General features: G+C 31.6%; 21 protein-coding genes. 2 read left to right on the forward strand and 19 right to left on the reverse strand.

What is annotated here, in order from left to right; translation table 11 throughout:
- Positions 1-15: 15 nt before the first annotated feature.
- The 6 genes from DEFDS_RS08290 to DEFDS_RS12985 form a co-directional block, all read right to left on the reverse strand.
- Positions 16-651: a pyrimidine 5'-nucleotidase gene (locus DEFDS_RS08290; RefSeq protein WP_013008352.1), complete on the reverse strand. Its 636-nt coding sequence runs from the start codon at positions 649-651 to the stop codon at positions 16-18.
- A complete protein-coding gene (locus DEFDS_RS08295; protein WP_070206105.1) occupies positions 644-1,129 on the reverse strand; it encodes a BCAM0308 family protein in 486 nt (161 codons plus the stop codon). The genes DEFDS_RS08290 and DEFDS_RS08295 overlap by 8 nt, the downstream gene beginning before the upstream one ends.
- 77 nt (positions 1,130-1,206) lie before the next feature.
- On the reverse strand, positions 1,207-1,686 hold the full coding sequence (ispF, locus tag DEFDS_RS08300) for a 2-C-methyl-D-erythritol 2,4-cyclodiphosphate synthase (protein WP_013008354.1): 480 nt from the start codon (positions 1,684-1,686) through the stop codon (positions 1,207-1,209).
- Complete coding sequence (locus tag DEFDS_RS13105; protein ID WP_168902626.1) at positions 1,673-1,837, reverse strand: hypothetical protein; 165 nt, start codon at positions 1,835-1,837, stop codon at positions 1,673-1,675. Before DEFDS_RS13105 ends, ispF begins: the two co-directional genes overlap by 14 nt.
- Positions 1,838-1,841: 4 nt before the next feature.
- The gene (locus DEFDS_RS08305; protein WP_013008355.1) at positions 1,842-2,366 is read right to left on the reverse strand and encodes an alpha/beta fold hydrolase; all 525 of its coding nucleotides are present in this window, start codon (positions 2,364-2,366) and stop codon (positions 1,842-1,844) included.
- A gap of 562 nt (positions 2,367-2,928) precedes the next feature.
- On the reverse strand, positions 2,929-3,264 hold the full coding sequence (locus DEFDS_RS12985; RefSeq protein ID WP_153801484.1) for a hypothetical protein: 336 nt from the start codon (positions 3,262-3,264) through the stop codon (positions 2,929-2,931).
- A 43-nt stretch (positions 3,265-3,307) separates the two neighbouring features.
- Between DEFDS_RS12985 and DEFDS_RS12990 the strand changes: the two genes are divergently transcribed.
- Positions 3,308-3,586, forward strand: a complete 279-nt coding sequence (locus DEFDS_RS12990) for a hypothetical protein (protein WP_153801485.1) — start codon at positions 3,308-3,310, stop codon at positions 3,584-3,586.
- Entirely contained in the window at positions 3,573-4,811 is a 1,239-nt protein-coding gene (locus tag DEFDS_RS08315) for a cation:proton antiporter (RefSeq protein ID WP_013008357.1), read from the forward strand. The genes DEFDS_RS12990 and DEFDS_RS08315 overlap by 14 nt, the downstream gene beginning before the upstream one ends.
- Here the strand turns inward: DEFDS_RS08315 and DEFDS_RS08320 are convergent.
- The 13 genes from DEFDS_RS08320 to ilvD all read right to left on the reverse strand — a co-directional run bounded on the left by DEFDS_RS08320 (position 4,808) and on the right by ilvD (position 17,925).
- Positions 4,808-6,274, reverse strand: coding sequence for a hypothetical protein (locus DEFDS_RS08320; protein ID WP_013008358.1), 1,467 nt, complete (start codon positions 6,272-6,274; stop codon positions 4,808-4,810). The two genes, DEFDS_RS08315 and DEFDS_RS08320, sit on opposite strands and share 4 nt — an antisense overlap.
- Before the next feature lie 71 nt (positions 6,275-6,345).
- Positions 6,346-6,966, reverse strand: a complete 621-nt coding sequence (locus DEFDS_RS08325; RefSeq protein ID WP_013008359.1) for a class I SAM-dependent DNA methyltransferase — start codon at positions 6,964-6,966, stop codon at positions 6,346-6,348.
- A complete protein-coding gene (locus tag DEFDS_RS08330; RefSeq protein WP_041223959.1) occupies positions 6,966-7,595 on the reverse strand; it encodes a class I SAM-dependent methyltransferase in 630 nt (209 codons plus the stop codon). The genes DEFDS_RS08325 and DEFDS_RS08330 overlap by 1 nt, the downstream gene beginning before the upstream one ends.
- A 418-nt stretch (positions 7,596-8,013) precedes the next feature.
- The gene (gene ruvA / locus DEFDS_RS08335) at positions 8,014-8,589 is read right to left on the reverse strand and encodes a Holliday junction branch migration protein RuvA (RefSeq protein ID WP_013008361.1); all 576 of its coding nucleotides are present in this window, start codon (positions 8,587-8,589) and stop codon (positions 8,014-8,016) included.
- Positions 8,573-9,073, reverse strand: coding sequence for a crossover junction endodeoxyribonuclease RuvC (gene ruvC, locus DEFDS_RS08340; RefSeq protein ID WP_013008362.1), 501 nt, complete (start codon positions 9,071-9,073; stop codon positions 8,573-8,575). Before ruvC ends, ruvA begins: the two co-directional genes overlap by 17 nt.
- Before the next feature lie 3 nt (positions 9,074-9,076).
- Entirely contained in the window at positions 9,077-9,826 is a 750-nt protein-coding gene (locus tag DEFDS_RS08345) for a YebC/PmpR family DNA-binding transcriptional regulator (protein ID WP_013008363.1), read from the reverse strand.
- 105 nt (positions 9,827-9,931) lie between these two features.
- The gene (locus DEFDS_RS08350; protein ID WP_013008364.1) at positions 9,932-11,482 is read right to left on the reverse strand and encodes a 2-isopropylmalate synthase; all 1,551 of its coding nucleotides are present in this window, start codon (positions 11,480-11,482) and stop codon (positions 9,932-9,934) included.
- A gap of 69 nt (positions 11,483-11,551) precedes the next feature.
- Entirely contained in the window at positions 11,552-12,289 is a 738-nt protein-coding gene (gene pssA / locus DEFDS_RS08355; protein ID WP_013008365.1) for a CDP-diacylglycerol--serine O-phosphatidyltransferase, read from the reverse strand.
- Positions 12,282-12,905, reverse strand: a complete 624-nt coding sequence (locus tag DEFDS_RS08360; protein WP_013008366.1) for a phosphatidylserine decarboxylase family protein — start codon at positions 12,903-12,905, stop codon at positions 12,282-12,284. The genes pssA and DEFDS_RS08360 overlap by 8 nt, the downstream gene beginning before the upstream one ends.
- 104 nt (positions 12,906-13,009) lie before the next feature.
- Complete coding sequence (gene ilvC / locus DEFDS_RS08365) at positions 13,010-14,026, reverse strand: ketol-acid reductoisomerase (protein WP_013008367.1); 1,017 nt, start codon at positions 14,024-14,026, stop codon at positions 13,010-13,012.
- Positions 14,027-14,048: 22 nt separating this feature from the next.
- The gene (ilvN, locus tag DEFDS_RS08370; protein WP_013008368.1) at positions 14,049-14,555 is read right to left on the reverse strand and encodes an acetolactate synthase small subunit; all 507 of its coding nucleotides are present in this window, start codon (positions 14,553-14,555) and stop codon (positions 14,049-14,051) included.
- A gap of 10 nt (positions 14,556-14,565) precedes the next feature.
- Positions 14,566-16,257, reverse strand: a complete 1,692-nt coding sequence (gene ilvB / locus DEFDS_RS08375; RefSeq protein ID WP_013008369.1) for a biosynthetic-type acetolactate synthase large subunit — start codon at positions 16,255-16,257, stop codon at positions 14,566-14,568.
- Positions 16,258-16,266: 9 nt separating this feature from the next.
- Complete coding sequence (ilvD, locus tag DEFDS_RS08380) at positions 16,267-17,925, reverse strand: dihydroxy-acid dehydratase (protein ID WP_013008370.1); 1,659 nt, start codon at positions 17,923-17,925, stop codon at positions 16,267-16,269.
- Positions 17,926-18,030: the final 105 nt, after the last annotated feature.

Genomic DNA, 18,030 nt, shown 5'->3' on the forward strand with positions numbered 1-18,030 from the left:
AAAAATAAGTATCAATTAGACATACTTAATTTTTTTAATGTTAATTATATCATATATGCTATCAAAAGCATAATCAAATTCATCAGATTTATCCCAAACAAGAGCAGTTTTAAAACCTAACTCCTTAGCACCTCTTAAATTTTTTGGCATATCCTCAAAAAAAATTGTTTCTTTTGGGTTTATTCCAGATCGTTCAACAAAAAAATCAAAGCTTTTTTTATAAGGTTTTGGATGAAAATCTGTATCTTCTATGGAAAATATTTGCTCAAAATACTCTTTTATCCCAAGGCGCTCTAAAACATTTAAAGCATGCTTTTTGGAACCATTTGTAAAAATATACTTTTTTTCGTCAAACTCACTCAAAATTTTTATTAAAAGATCGTCTCTACAAAAATATTTGTCATAGCAAACATCATGGACAAATTCTAAATACTCGTGAGGATTAATATTAAAATGTTTTATTAGACCATTTAATGTTGTGCCATATTTATCCCAGTATTCTCTCCTTAGACTATCAACATCATCACTAGATATACCCACTTTAAAAACCATAAACTCGTTTATCTTTTTATCCACCTCTTTTAAAATACTTTTATCAGGGGGGTAAAGTGTGTTATCTAAATCAAAAACTAAATATTTAATATTACTCATCCCTCTCCCAGTAAACCCTAGTAAAAATATTATTATCCGACCATTTAATACTTAAATCCCCTTTATATGCTTTAAAAAGTGCTTTACCTAGCCTATAAGCAAGCTTATCATTTGTTGTATATACAATCATTCCATCTTCATTTTCCTCTATTTTCCCTATTCTTGGCAGCGCAGTTCTTAATCTCTGTCTATGTTCTTCATTTTTTATCAAATTGATAATCTCATCCTTATGACTTTTATAAAAGTTACCCGAAATATACAATATCCCTTCAAAATAGTTGTCTTTGATCTTTCTACAAGCTGGACAAACTATAGGGTTCTTATTCAAAGAATCATCAACATCAAGTTTCCAGTTTTTATCTATATAAGCTATCCCACATTCAGTGCAGTAAGAATAATTTGGGTATTCACTCCTGTATGGGTCATCATAATCTTCTGCAAATTTCAAGTATGGCAGTCTTTTATTCTTTTTACTCATAACTCCCCTCCCTTTTATATTGTTCATCCTATAATTTAATTTAGTCTTAGAAAATAAATCATCAAGTAAATTAATGGTTACTTTATCATCGTTGCCACTGCAACAGCAGCAATTCCCTCTTTTCGCCCGGTAAATCCTAAATACTCAGTAGTAGTCCCTTTAATAGTAATATTTTCAATAGGTATACCTATAATATCTGAAAGAACTTCTCTCATTTTATAAATATAAGGGGAGATTTTAGGCTCTTGTGCAATTATTACAGAATCAATATTATTTATATCAAAACCTTTTTCTACAACCATTTGAACAGCTTTCTTAAGCAATATTTTTGAATCTATATTTTTAAACTCCTCACTGGTATCAGGAAACAATTTACCAATATCTGTAGCCAAAGTAGGTGACACAATTGCATCAATAATTGCATGAATTAACACATCAGCGTCTGAATGCCCTTTTAAACCAAACTCATAAGGTATTTTTACCCCACCTAAATAAAGATCTCTATCTTTAACAAACTGATGTACATCAAAACCAATACCAGTTTTAATCTTTATCATTTTTTTTATCTTCCTCTTCTTCCTCTTCTTCGATATCAAGAGTAAGATCTCTGCTAAAATCTACGCATTTAGAAGGATCCTTTATATAATACTTTTTATTACAGTGCTCTCTCCATGCACAAATAGCACAGCTTATTTTCCTTTTTTCCATTTATCTACCTCTCATCTATTTTTTCTAAAAATAGTTTAAATAATTTTGATATATAATCTATACTTGATAACAATCTATGTCCATCATCTAGTAAATGTAAAGTAACTCCAAATCTTTTTGAATAAAAAATAATATTATCAACAGGAACTATATTGTCTTTTAAACCATGAACAATTTCTATACATGTATTCTCAGGATAAATATATTTATTTTTATACTCCAGATTTTTCATACCAATTGCTGGAGCTAATAGAAAAAGCCCATTTGTTTTAAAATGTTCTGCTACAGATAAAGAAACATATCCGCCCATACTTGATCCCACTAAAACTAAGTGTTCGTAATCAATTGAACTAATAAAGCTCTTTAATTTTTCAACCCTTTCCTCTGGATCATAAATCCCTCGATAATCCAAACTTACACATTCCCAACCAATACTTTTTGCCACACCTGATAAGACTTTTATCTTTTTTCCATCAGGTGTTCCTTCTTTACCATGCGAAAAAATAACTGTTTTTGCCAATGATTTCATGGCAACACTTTATATTAAAAGTATCATTAAATCAATCCTAAGGATTTTTGCATAAAAAATAACAAAATTAGTTAATAAATTTTAGTTTTCTAAATATTTAAAACATGTTATACAAAATTATGAATGAATTTTTGTATATAATATTACTGTTTACAATAGCTTTTTTCAGCTCACTGATTTATCTTACAAAAAAGAAAAGTAGTTCACTACTGTCTTATCTATTAAACCTTAATATAGAATACATTTTAGTAGGAATAATAATATCTTATACTATTAAATCTAACAATGTCACTTTTAGTCAAGATTTCACACCATATTTATATTTTACACTATTTCTTACTGGTATACTATTTGGCGCTCAATATAAATTCAGTTTATTAAAAACTATTAACGCAAAGTTTTATTTATTTATATTTATAATCTTTCTGCTTTACACTTTTTCATTAGTAGTTTTTTTAAAATTACTAGGATTTAATTCACAATTCGCAATACTGTTAAATACCACATTCCCTTTTAGCTGTATTTTACTGAATAAGCTTATGAAAAATAAAGCTAGCAATTATTACAACAACCTAATATTATTATCCCTATATCCATTATTCTCATATACAGCATACACTATCTTTGTAAACTCATTTCTAAATACTATAAATTTTATAATGTTTTTTTTAATAAGCGCTTTTGTAATAATAATTATTTCAAAAACTATACATTTTAATGATAAAAGAGTTTTATACACCCTTAATATAATCCTTTTAATATTATTTACTGGATTAACTATGACATTTAACCTTTCCCCTCTTTCAGCAGGTTTTGTAATTGGTATTTTTATTGCCAATATTAAATATGGTGATGTGTTTATTAATACAACAGATTTTCTTGATAAATTTTTATACATAATATTATTTATATTGATAGGTATTTATTTGTATGACAAAATAATGTTGATTAATATATCAAAAATAGTAGCTCTCATTTCTATTTTATTTGTTACACTATTTACTCGCAAATATTTAGCTCAACAACTTTTTAATAAACTTATCTTAAATTCAAACGACAAAATAAACCTTGTAAATATAGGAATAATACCAATTCTATTCATAATAGAGATAAAAACTATTGGTATTATTGACTTAACTGATATGCTCCCAACAATTTTTTTACTATTTATTATAACAGAAATTTATAACTTTATGGTTTTGAAAAATGAAAATAGCTAAAAATACCATTTTAATTGCTCTTTTAATATTTTTAACGATATTACTGATTAATTTCTATGAAGTACATTACACCCTAAAAATAGGGATATCTTTTTTAATATCATTAATTGTAGCTGAAACACTCTATGATATTGGTATTCCAAGATTATCATCTTTTCTAACAATGGGACTTTTGCTGGGGCCAAATATTTTAAATATATTTGATTACGGATTATTAAATAAAATGAAATTTCTTGATAATATAGCATTAGGCCTTATAGCTTTAGTAGCTGGATGCGAAATAGATTTTAAAAAAGATCTAGAAAGTTTTATTAGATATGGGAAATACACATTTTTACAAATACTTATTATGTCATTGATTTCAATACCTGTTTTGTACATAATCTTTTTACTACTATCTAAAGAATTTGCTCTATTAGCACCCGTAATCTTTTTGACCATAATATTTAATGCCACTTCACCTTCAACCACAATAGCAATCATAAAAGAAACAAAGTCAAATAACGAGCTATCACACCTTGTTTTAACATCTGCCATAATAAAGGATATTGCTTTAATTCTGTTATTCACAGCAGCTTTATCTTTCTTTGCTGCAAACAAAGACAGCTCTGTAGCACTTGTTATCTTTCATGAAACACTATCCATTTTATCAGGAATTATATTAGGATTTATAATTAAGTACTATGTCAAGTTTATAAAAATTAACTTAGGTTCATTCCTGTTAATAATACTGATAACTATAGGATTTATAACAGAATATTTTCATTTAAACAATTTGCTACTATTTCTTATTGCAGGAATTATTATTAATAACTTTTCAAATTATGGTAAATTATTAAATGAAATTACTGAACAAAACTTTGAGTTAATACTTTTAATATTCTTTTTCTCAGCTGGAGCTTCAATAGATATTTTTGCACTAAAAACTATGCTTTTTATTACAATCGTTTTAGTCTTTATTAGGATAGCAATATTATACATATCATCTATATCAGCAGGAAAATTATTCAATATTGATGATAAAGTAGCAAAATATTCCACATTGGGTTTTATAAGTCAGGCTGGAGTCAGTCTTGGTTTTGCCAAAATAATTTCATATAATTTTGCGTGGGGGAAAGATTTTGGTACCCTACTTTTTGCCATGATTGGTTTAAACCAGATAGCTGGACCACTGCTGTTTAAATTAGCACTATCAAATTTTCATAAATCAGATAAGCAAAATTAATTGTTCTCCCCCTTTTTTATAAATTTATCAAATTCAGGTAGTTCTATTCTTTTAATACCTTCTTTTGTTAGAACCAAACGAACCTTGTGTAATCTATGGTCATTATCAGATTTAAACTCTATCACCAAATTGACATGATATACCTTTGAAGCAGAAACTTTCTCTATTTTTCCATTAACTGTTTTGTAAAGAGTCTCGTATGGGTCATCAAGTTTTTTTGTAAAACTACTAATATTAAATCTGATAATATCGTTGAGCCCCTCTATCTTATCTGCAAAAAAATCGGTTATCCTTTTATTAAACAGTTTTATTTTACGCTCGTACTTCAAAATATTTTCACCCAAAAACCAAGTAGACATCCTACCATCTGTTTTATACAATCTTTTATTCAAAATTAATTCTGGTAAATTTTTATCATCTATAAACCTTACTCTCTCCTTATAATAACCAAACAATCTATTTTTTTCCAAATCATAAATCTTATTTCTATAATCATAAACTTTTCTAAAAACAAACCTATCATCAAATAACTGTCTGAAAAAGTCTTTCATCCGATCTTTAAACATATAACTCACAACCAAAGCCACAAAGAAAGGTAAAGTGTAGCTTCCATATTTTTTTTGAGAAAAAAATGCAACGGCAGTGGCAAAAATCATCGCAATACCAGCAGCTATTGCATAAGCAAAATGTCTTACCTCAGTATAATCTTCTCTCCTTTTTTGATAAAGGAACAAAATACTATAGAAAAACTTTTTATATACAGAATATTTATATACTAATTCCTCATTTTTCTCTTCATTTTTAGAAACTACTGAGTAACCTCTCTGCTTTCGATACTCAACCTCACTTTCAACAAGTCCAAGCAAGATATTTTTTATATCTTCACTACATTCACTACTTAACAACCTAATAATTCTAAAGATATAAACATCCACCAATAAACTACTATATTCATCAGCAAACAAGAATAAATCTTCTATCTTTTTTGAAGATGAATAATGAATATAGTCAAGCAACCTATTTATATCTTTTCTAAATTGTTTTATTTCATTAACCAACTCCACATATTCATGGTAGCTACACATCCCATTTTTAACAGCGTTAGAAAATTTTCTTAGATAAACCCTATATGAACATATTATTATCTTTAATTCATAATTTATATGCTCAAAATGTTTATCTATTTTTAATTTATTTTTTTTGATAAACTCACTCAGATTCTCAAGTCTATCAATAATTTCTGTTAAACTGTTTTTAGGTGTTATCAATCGCACATAACTGTAAAAATCCTCAAAAAACTGATTATTTGAATATGTATATTTATTTATCCCAATACTTTTTGGTATAAAAAAATATATATTAATATCGTACTCAGTTTTTTTCTTAGTGTGATCAATTAAATAGCCTAATTTAATCTCAAATTGATTTTTATCATGAATTCTTACTAACTCATTTACGTCCATAGTTCACCTTTTTTTTCAAAATATACCTTTTAAAAAGAAATTAAAAGAAAAATATTGGACAAAACAAAATGTTACTTTTGATAAATATGCAAAAAAACAGGATACTCTCTTTGAGTATTATCAATAGTTTTTCTTATCACATAAGGGATATTAGATGTTTTAAATCTAAGCCCTATTTCCGATGCAAACTGTTTTAGTTCTTCTTGATTAATACCATTATGTACCGTATCACCATCTTGATGATAAGAACCATCCTCTTCGTCAAGATCTGCTAAAGCTAAAAAACCATCGTTTTTTAACATACTCTTGAGCTTAATTAACCCCAATCTGATATCCTGAATATGATGAAAAGTCATCAATGTCACAATCAAATCAAATCTTTCAATAGGCAAATTATTTGTATTAAATACATCCATTTTTAATATTTTCATATTTGTAATGTTTAAACTATTAATCTTCTCCTTCAAAATATCAAGCATATTTTGCGATACATCTATCATTGTAATCTGTTTTACATCCTCTATAAAATTAAAACCTAATAAACCAGTGCCACATCCAAAATCAGCTATATGCCAATCTTTATTTATTCTAATACTACTTTTTATATCATCTGCTACAGCTTTTGCTCTCTCAACATGCATAGGCTTTAAATCGTAAGTAAATGCATTCTTATCAAATTTGCTTATACCCATCATTTCTCTCCAACTATAACTACAAAGCTCCCTTTGCCGTACCCTTCTATTGGTTTTTGCACCTTATTTCTAAAATCATCAAATTCTCCATATAATGTCTGATAAATTTTTACAATCTTAAAATTTGACTCTTTCATAAACTGAATAACATCTTTCGTAGAATAAAATATTGCTTCATAATAAAATTTACTTTTTGACTTCTTCTCTTGATAAATCTTACCTAAAGGGGAATCTTTATCAACAAATCCTATAGCACACTTCCCACCCTTTTTTAAAATTCTATACATCTCTAAAATTGACTTTAGAGGATCATTTACAAAACATATTGTTGTTACCATTATTACCCAATCAAATAAGTTATTTTTTATAGGTAAATATTCTGCAACCCCTTCAACAATTTTTACTTTATCTCTTACCTTAGAATACATCTGATATGTGGGTTCAACACCATACTTTATCCCCAATGGAATAGCAAATTTGCCTGTACCAACACCAATCTCTATGGATTTTCCATAAATTCCAAGTTCCTTAAAAATTTCCAGCTCTGATTTATAAAGATATTCATTATCTATAAACCACTCATCATATTCCTTAACATGCTGTTTAAAAGCTTCATTTCTAATATTCATAGTTATAATTATAGCAAATCTCTTTTTTTTATCAACATATGTTAAAATCAAAAGCTTTGACTACAGTAAAACAAACTCTAACTGCCCATAAAATTCTGAGTAAAATTGAATTGAACAGATTGTGCAGTATAGAATAACCTAAATCCATGATAAATTTTTTAGTAAAAACGAGGGTATTGTCATAATAAATGCTTAAACACATCAGATTGCTTCGCTAACGCTCGCAAAAACGGCATTTTCTGGTCATTGCGACCCCGCCATTTTTTGGCAGATGTTAAGTTTATAATTTTTTGAGTATATTATGTTATTGATGAATAACTATCAAGGTGTTAAGTTAATAGCGGGGGAAGCAATCTCAAAACTACAGTTAAATCAAAAAATAACCCTATTTTGCAACAGCTTCGATTCTATGAAAAACTTACGATGTCAGTTTCTTTAATGCTTCTTTCAAAATATCTTCAAAACGTAACTTACTTATATCAATATTTTTAATAACTTTTAAACATTCCTGCTTTTTATATCCTAAATTAATCAAAGCACTTACCACATCTTCTAAAATTTGTACATCCCCATCTTCACTTACTACTTCAACATTATCTAATTTATCTTTCAATTCCAATACAATTCTTTCAGCAGTCTTTTTCCCTATACCAGGTATAGAAGCCAGTTTGATATGATTTTTAGAAACAATACACTCCTTTAACTCATCCACATTGAATCCTGAAAGGATTGACAATGCTAATTTTGGTCCAACTTTAGATACTTTTATTAATAAATTAAAAAACTCTTTTTCAGCTTCATCGAAAAAACCGTATAATGTTATACTATCCTCTTTTACAATTTGCTGAACAAAAATCTTTAAATTAGCCCCTTCCTCAGGAAGCTTAGAAAATGTATTTAGGGAGATATTAATATGATACCCAATACCAAATGTTTCTAAAACGATAAATTCTGGTTTTTTAAAAACAAGTTTTCCATTAATATAGTTTATCATACAATTTACCTTTTAAAAATATTGCAAGACATATACCACATGCTAAAGCATCAGATACATCATTTAAAACATTATCTAAAGATATATTTAGTTGCATTTCAACCATTTTCTTTACTTGGTTTTTATCAGCCTTACCATAGCCAACTACAGATTTTTTTATCTGCAATGCGGTAAATTGAAACACTTTAACACTATGTGATAACAGTGTCGAAATTATAGCACCTCTTGCCATTCCAAGACTTATGGCTGTTTTAACATTAACCGAATAAAAGCTCTCTTCTACTGCAGCATATAATGGAGAATATCTTTTAACATACTTTGAAAGACTATCAGTTATTTCAGCAATTTTATCAATAGTTGACAACGAACTCTTATTTTTTAATACAGTATAATCGACACATCTGAAGCTATTGTTGTTGTCAGCAAGCTCAAGGACTCCTACTCCTGTTTTATTTAAACCAGGGTCTATGCCAAAAATTATCAAATATTATGCTCCTAACTCCTCCATAACTTTATCATCAATATCAAAGTTTGCATATACCTCTTGAACATCATCCAAATCCTCTAATGCCTCAATAAGCCCCAGTAGCTTTTTAGCATTTTCACCTTCTACCTTAACTGTATTCTTAGGTTTCATGGTTAATTCAGCATATTCAATCTTTATCCCTTTATCTTCAAGAGCTTTTTTCACATTATAATATTCAGAAGGTTCAGTAATCACTTCATAATTATCATCTTCCACTTTAAGATCTTCCGCACCAGCTTCTAAAACTATATCCATTAAAGTATCTTCATCAATTGTTTCTCTCTTAATACCAATAACCCCTTTCTTTTCAAAAAGCCATGCCACACAACCAGCTTCACCTAAACTTCCACCCCTCTTTGTTAAAGTACTTCTAACCTCTGCAACAGTCCTATTTTTATTATCAGTCAAAGCTTGAACTAATATAGCAACACCACCTGGCCCATAACCTTCATAAATTACATCTTCAAAGTTTGATTCATTACCTTCGCCAGTTCCTTTCTTAATAGCTCTTTCAACATTCTCTTTTGGCATATTAGCCTGTCTTGCTTTTTCGAGAGCCACCCTCAACCTAGGGTTCATTTCAGGATCACTTCCACCAATTTTAGCAGCAACCATCAACTCTCTAGCGATTTTAGTAAAAATTTTCCCTTTTTTAGCATCCTGTGCAGCTTTTCTATGTTTAATATTCGCCCACTTACTGTGTCCAGCCATGACCACATACCTCCACTTTTTAAATTGTCGCCCCTATATAATTAAATTATTTCAAGTTTGCAACACAAAAAACTTCTTTATAGTAAAAGGGTGTTAAAAACACCCTTAGACCGTATCCTTTATCTCTCTTTTGCTATTTTTTCTGCTCAAATATCTATTTAGAGCATGTAAATATGCCCTTGCACTTGCTACAACAATATCTGTAGAATACCCTTTACCTGTAATTTCATATCCAGACTTTTCAAATTCAACTCCAACTGTAACTTCACCTTGGGCATCTTTACCAGCAGTAACTGACTTAATATTGTATTTTTTCAATCTTCCTTGAACTCCTGCAATACGCTCTATTGCTTTGAAAGCAGCATCTACAGGACCATCACCAATTGAAGCATCCACTATCACATTACCATCCTCTTTAACCAGCTCTACCGTCGCAGTTGGAATTGCATTATTTCCACTAACAATTGTTATATTTTCAAGAGAATAATACTCTTTTACTCTACTCATTTGATTTTCTACTATTGCTTCTAAATCCTCATCATAAACTTCTTTCTTTTTGTCTGCAAGTTCCTTAAATTTAGCATAGATTATTTCTAACTCTTCCCTTGACAAATCATACCCTAAATCTTTAAGCCTCTGCATCAACGCATGTCTACCAGAATGTTTACCCAACACAAGTTTATTAGAAGGGATCCCAACACTTTCAGGGGTCATTATTTCATAAGTTGTTCTTTCTTTTAACACACCATCTTGATGTATACCTGCTTCATGAGCAAAAGCATTTTTACCAACAATAGCTTTATTTGGCTGAACTTCAACACCTGTAATTGAAGTAAGGAGTCTACTTGTTCTATAAATTTCTTTTGTGTTTATTTCTGTCTTAACAAAATCAAATACATCTTTACGCACATTTAATGCCATAACAACCTCTTCTAATGAAGCGTTTCCGGCTCTCTCACCAATCCCATTTATTGTACATTCTACCTGCCTTGCTCCTGCATTAACAGCAGCTATAGAATTTGCCACAGCTAAACCCAAATCGTTATGGCAATGCACACTTATGATAGCTTTATCAATATTAGGAACCTTATTTAATAATGTGCTTATTATTTTTTCAAATTCCATAGGAACTGTATAACCAACAGTATCAGGGATATTTACTGTGGTAGCACCTGCATCAATAACAACTTCTACGATTTTACACAAAAAATCCAAATCTGTCCTTGTGGCATCTTCTGCACTAAACTCCACATCATCACAAAGATTTTTTGCAAATTTTACAGCATCTCTTGCAATCTCAATAACTTCTTCAGGCTCCTTTTTCAGTTTATATTTCATATGAATATTTGATGTCGCTATGAAAGTGTGTATCCTTGGTCTTTTTGCGTATTGCAAAGCATCCCAACCAACCTCAATATCTTTTCTGTTTGCTCTACATAAACCTGCAACAGCTGGATTTTTTACTGCTTCTGCAACTTTTCTCACTGCTTCAAAATCACCAGGGGAAGATATGGGAAAACCTGCTTCAATAACATCAACCCCAAGTCTTTCAAGCTGTAATGCCATTTTAACTTTCTCTTCCACATTCATACTAAAACCTGGAGCTTGTTCACCGTCTCTCAAAGTGGTGTCAAAAATTATCAACTTTTCACTCATTTTATTTCCTCCTTTTCAAAAATAATCTAAAAAAAAAAAGGCCTCAACCCTGGGGCTGAGGCCTTTTAATTACTTAATATGGCCTTCTTCGACCTCCAGGGTCCGATGTTTAAATGCTTTAAGTAGTTGAAGGAGTAAACCAGATAGAGCATACCCAGTAAAAAATACAAACAAAAATATTTCAGGATATGAACCTATCACAATAATCATTAAGGTAAATCCAACCAACAACCTAAAAGGTTTTACACATTGAAGCTCAATCTTTTTAAAACTAAAATATTTTACATTACTGACCATTAAAAATGCTAAAAGATATATAAACAGCACAAAACTCAAAGGGATAGTAATCCCATCAGGAGTTCCAAAAATCTCTTTTACAAACAATACACTTGAAGCTATAACCCCCGCAGCAGCAGGTATTGGTAATCCAACAAAATACTTGTTATCTATCTTTTTTGTCATCACATTAAATCTTGCCAATCTAAGAGCTCCGCAAGCTACAAAAAGGAAAGCGGCCATCCAGCCCACCCTTCCATAAGGGGTAAGCACCCAATTATATACCAGTAAAGCAGGAGCAACCCCAAAAGCAACAAGATCACTTAAAGAGTCCATCTGAATCCCAAAATCACTGGTAGCATGCAACATCCTAGCTACCTTTCCATCAAGCCCATCAAAAATAAAAGCAAAAAGTATGGCATAAGAGGCCAAAACAAAATTACCGTTTACGGATGCTATTATCGAATAAAAGCCAGAAAACATACTCATCAAAGTTATAAAATTAGGTAAGACATACTCTTTTTTAATCATCTTTTTCATACCTTGCTATAATGCTTTCACCAGCCTTGACCCTATCATTTATTTCAACAGTAATATAGAAGTCCAACGGTAAATATAAGTCAACTCTTGAAGAAAATTTTATAATACCAATTCTATCCCCAATTAACACTTTATCGCCTGACTTTACATAAGCAACTGTCCTTCTGGCAACTAGACCAGCAACCTGTTTTAAAACAATTTCACCATATTTAGTGCTTAATCTTATAATATTCTGCTCATTTTCCAACGAACTTTTGGGGTTATCAGCCGCAAGAAATTTCCCAGGCTTGTGCTCAACTGAAACCACTTCACCTTCCAATGGTGCTCTATTCACATGAACATCGAAAATATTCATAAAAATTGAAATCTTTTTAAAAGTTTTATCATCGAAGTTTTCTTCAGTGATTTCAACAATTTTACCATCTGCAGGGGAAACAACAATATCATCATAAGGAGGTATGTTTCTCTCTGGATCTCTAAAAAACCATATAAAGAATGCAACTAAAACAAGTAAAATAATAAGCAAAATATTTTTTGGAAATAACAATATTACAAAAAAAACTATTATGCTTGTAATTATAAAAGGGAACCCTTCTTTAGCTATCAATATAAATCTCCACTTTTTTTTAAATATTATAATTTAATTATCACTATTAGCAATAGAAAATATGAGGCTGTCACATAATAATGACAGCCTCTTTACATATTATACTAATTTTTATCAGTATCTACTATTTTAGATTTACCAAGCCAGCTCATCATCCCTCTTAGTTTTTTCCCTACAACTTCAACAGGATGGTTTTCATCTACCTTGGTCAATGCATTGAAAACTGGTCTACCAGCCTTATTTTCTAATAGCCACTCTTTTGCAAATTGTCCACTCTGTATTTCATATAAAACCTTTTTCATATTTTCTTTAACTTCAGGAGAAATAACTCTTGGCCCCCTTGTTAAATCACCATACTGAGCAGTATTACTGATAGAATATCTCATATTTGAGATACCACCTTCATACAACAGGTCAACAATCAATTTTACCTCATGCAGGCATTCAAAATATGCCATTTCTGGGGCATAACCAGCTTCTACAAGTGTTTCAAATCCATATTTAATAAGTTGTGTAAGTCCACCACAGAGAACAGCCTGCTCACCAAAAAGATCTGTTTCTGTCTCCTCTTTAAATGTCGTTTGCAATACCCCTGCTCTTGCCCCTCCAATCGCAGCAGCATAAGAAAGTGCCACATCTAATGAATCTCCACTATAATCTTGAGCAACGGCTACAAGGCAAGGTACTCCACCACCTTTTTCATATTCAGCTCTCACCAGATGGCCAGGCCCCTTAGGTGCTATCATAATAACATTAACATTTTCTGGAGGAACTATCTGACCGAAGTGGATATTAAAACCATGAGCAAAAGCAATATAATCTCCCTCTTTTAAATATGGTGCGATAAATTCTTTATAAAGATCACCTTGAGTTTCATCAGGAGTCAAAATCATAATTACATCAGCCCATTCTGCAGCTTTTTCAACTTCCATAACCTTAAGACCTGCAGATTCTGCTTTTGCCCAAGATTTACTACCTTTTCTAAGTCCAACCGCTACATCTACTCCACTATCCTTTAAATTATTTGAATGTCCATAACCTTGGCTACCGTAACCAATAACAGCAACCTTCTTAGACTTAATTAAATCAATATTTACATCTTTTTCATAAAACACCTTCATCTAACCACCTCATATTTTATTTTTATGATGTTTTGCTATAATCAGGAGTTGCTTTACTCCCTCTTGCAATCGCCACAAAACCTGTTTTTATTACCTCAATAATACCGTAAGGTTCAAGCACTTTTATAAAAGCTTTATTTTTATCATCTGTCCCTGTAATTTCAACAATTAAAGAATCACCTGTAATATCAACAACTTTACCCCTAAATGTGTTAATTATATTAAAAATGTCAGGTCTAGTTTTTGAGGTAGCATGGACCTTGACTAACATCATCTCCCTTTCTATATGATCCATCGGGGTAACATCTCTAACTTTAATTACATTTATCAATTTTCTGAGTTGTTTTATAATCTGTTCAATAATCCTTTCATCACCAGAAGTCACAATAGTCATAACAGAAAATCTTGGGTCATGAGTAGTATTTACTGATAGACTTTCTATATTGTAGCCTCTCCCACTAAAAAGTCCGGCAACTCTTGATAAAACCCCAAATTTATTTTCTACTAAAACTGATATTATATGTCTCATTTCACCCATCTTAATCCCCCAAGATCATTTCATTTAATGCTGCCCCTGCAGGAACCATAGGGAATACATTTTCTTCTCTATCCACTACAAAATCCATTAATACAGGCAAATCTTTTATCTTCATTGCCTCACGCAAAATAGGTTCTACATCTTCTGGTTTTTCAGCTCTAAAAGCAGGACAACCATAACTCTCTGCAAGTTTTAAAAAGTCTGGCTGACACTCCAGACAGGAGTATGAATATCTATTATTAAAAAAGAGATTTTGCCATTGCCTTATCATCCCTAAAAATTTATTATTCAAAATTGCTACTTTTACACCAACTCTATACTGAACAGCAGTACAAATCTCTTGCATATTCATGAGAAAACTACCATCACCAGCAATATCAAATACCTCTTTATCAGGTCTTCCTATTTTTGCGCCAATAGCAGCAGGGAAACCAAAACCCATAGTTCCTAAGCCACCTGAAGATATAAATTGCCTTGGATCTTTAAACCTATAAAACTGGCCAGCCCACATCTGATTTTGCCCAACTTCTGTGCAGATAATTGCATCCCCTTTAGTTACTTCATAGATTTTCTCAACTACAAACTGAGGTTTAATGATTTTTTTGCTCGGTTTGTATGAAAAAGGGTGCTCACTATCCCAAGCTTTTATCTGAGCTAACCAATTTTCTCTATCTTTTTTCCTCTTTTCCCAATCATAACTGCCAATATATTTTAATATTTGATTTAAAACTACCTTACAGTCTCCAACAATTGGAATATCTATCACAACATTTTTACTTATTGATGCAGGATCAATATCGATATGAGCTATCTTTGCATGAGGAGCAAAACCATCTAATCTCCCTGTGGATCTATCAGAAAATCTTGTCCCTATAGCTATAATAAAATCTGTCTCAGTCATAGCCATATTGGAAGCATAATTTCCATGCATCCCTAACCATCCGATAAAATTAGGATGGTCTCCTGGGAAACCACCAAGCCCCATAAATGACGAAACAACTGGTAAGTTAATTTTTTCAACAAATTCCAACAACTCTTTATGTGCTTCACTAATTCTAACACCACCACCCATATAAATTACTGGTTTCTTAGCACCTTCCAATGTCTTTAAAAGCTTCTTAATTTGCATTGGATGACCTTCATAGTTTGGATTATATCCAAGTAACTCCACCTTCTCCGGATATTTAAATTTAGTTTTCGATGCTACAACATCTTTTGGTAAATCTATTACAACAGGTCCAGGTCTTCCAGTTCTTGCAATATAAAACGCTTCTCTAATCGATGGTGCCAATTCTTTAATATCCTTTATCAAATAGCTATGTTTTACTATTGGTCTAGTGATCCCAATTATATCAGCTTCCTGAAAGGCATCCCCACCAATAAGTGAAGTGGGAACCTGACCAGTAAAAACTACTAATGGTACAGAATCCATATATGCATTTGTAATACCTGTAACCAAATTTGTGGCACCTGGCCCACTTGTTGCCATACAAACACCAACTTTTCCCGTAGCTCTTGCATAACCATCCGCTGCATGAATACCACCCTGCTCATGCCTTGGTAAAATATGTTTTATATCTGCATCAAATAGAGTATCATAAATCCCCAGTAACACACCACCGGGGTAGCCAAAAATAACCTCTACATTCTCCCTTTTTAAACATTCAACTAATATTTCTGCGCCTGTTTTCATATTTTTCTCCTACTGCAATTTTTTAAAGATAGCACCTTCGGCAGCACTACTAACATTTAAAGCATATTTATACAGATATCCTGTTTTAATTTTAGGCTCAGGTTTAACCCAATTTCTTCTTCTCTTTTCAAGTTCTTCTTCAGATACTAACAACTCAATTTTTCTTTCTGGTATATTTATATATATCTCATCACCATCTTCAACTAAACCTATGACTCCACCTTCGGCAGCCTCAGGGGAAATATGTCCAATACAAGGCCCCCTAGTGCCACCAGAAAACCTCCCATCGGTAATTAGTGCCACTTTATCTAGCTCCATCCCTGCTATAGCAGCAGTTGGCGCAAGCATCTCTCTCATCCCTGGTCCACCTTTTGGCCCTTCATAACGGATAACCACAACATTACCATTTTCTATTTTACCACCCATTATAGCTTCCATAGCTTCTTCCTCAGAATTATACACTTTAGCAGTCCCTTTAAAAACCATCATCTCTTTAGATACAGCAGATTGTTTTACCACTGAACCCATTGGTGCTAAGTTACCTTTTAAAACAGCGATACCACCTTCTTTGTGATATGGATTATCAATAGGTCTTATAACATCCTCATCAAAGACAATCGCTCTTTTTGCAATCTCTTTAGTAGTCAAACCAGAAACAGTTTGATTATCCTCTATCAAAGACTCCAACCTTTTTAAAACCGCAGGTATCCCTCCAGCAAAATCGAGATCCTCCATAAAAAATTCACCACCAGGTCTCAAATTGCTAATATGTGGAACCTTTTTACTTAGCTCATCAAAAAGATCTAAACTTAACTTTATTCCTGCCTCATGTGCAATTGCAGGTAAATGCAATGTGGTGTTTGTAGAACCACCAAGTGCCAAATCAACTATAACAGCATTTTTGAAAGCTTTTTCGTTTAAAATATCTTTAGGTTTAATATCTTCTCTAATAAGATCACAAATTCTAACACCACTATCAAAAGCAATATGTTTTTTCTTTGACATTACAGCCAAAGCTGTGCCACAACCAGGTAAGCTCATCCCCATTGTTTCAGTAAGGCAAGCCATAGTATTTGCTGTGTATAAGCCCTGACAAGAGCCAGCAGATGGGCAAGCACACTGTTCCAAGTTACTCATTTCAAAATCATCTATTTCACCCTTTTTATATTTTGCCATAGCCTCAAAAGTATCTCTTACAAAAGATCTTCTTTCCCCTCTCCAATGACCACTAAGCATAGGTCCAGCTGTAACAAATATTGAAGGGACATTTAATCTTGCGGCTGCCATCAACATACCAGGGGTAATCTTATCACAGTTTGTCAAAAAAACTACGCCATCAAGCTGATGAGCTTCCACAACACATTCTATCATATCTGCAATTGCTTCTCTACTAGGTAAAGAGTAATGCATCCCTTTATGCCCCATTGCAATACCATCGCATATCCCTGGAACAGAAAAAATAAAAGAATATCCTCCCCCTGTATGAACACCTTTTTCTATAAAACGCTCTAAATCCCTCATCCCAGAATGTCCAGGTATTAAATCTGTAAAACTTGAACATATACCTATAAACGGTCTATCCATTGAACTTTTAGGTACTCCACTTCCATGTAAAAGAGCTCTATGTGGTGCCCTTTCTAAACCTTTTTTAACATTTTCACTTCTCATTGCAACTCTCCTGTTTAATGTTACTTAAAATTGTTAAATAATTATCACAGTAATAAATCATTTTCAATCTATTTTTTATTGAATTCAAAATTTAAAGATTGTTGC

It is taken from the genome of Deferribacter desulfuricans SSM1 (assembly GCF_000010985.1).
Lineage (GTDB): Bacteria > Chrysiogenota > Deferribacteres > Deferribacterales > Deferribacteraceae > Deferribacter > Deferribacter desulfuricans.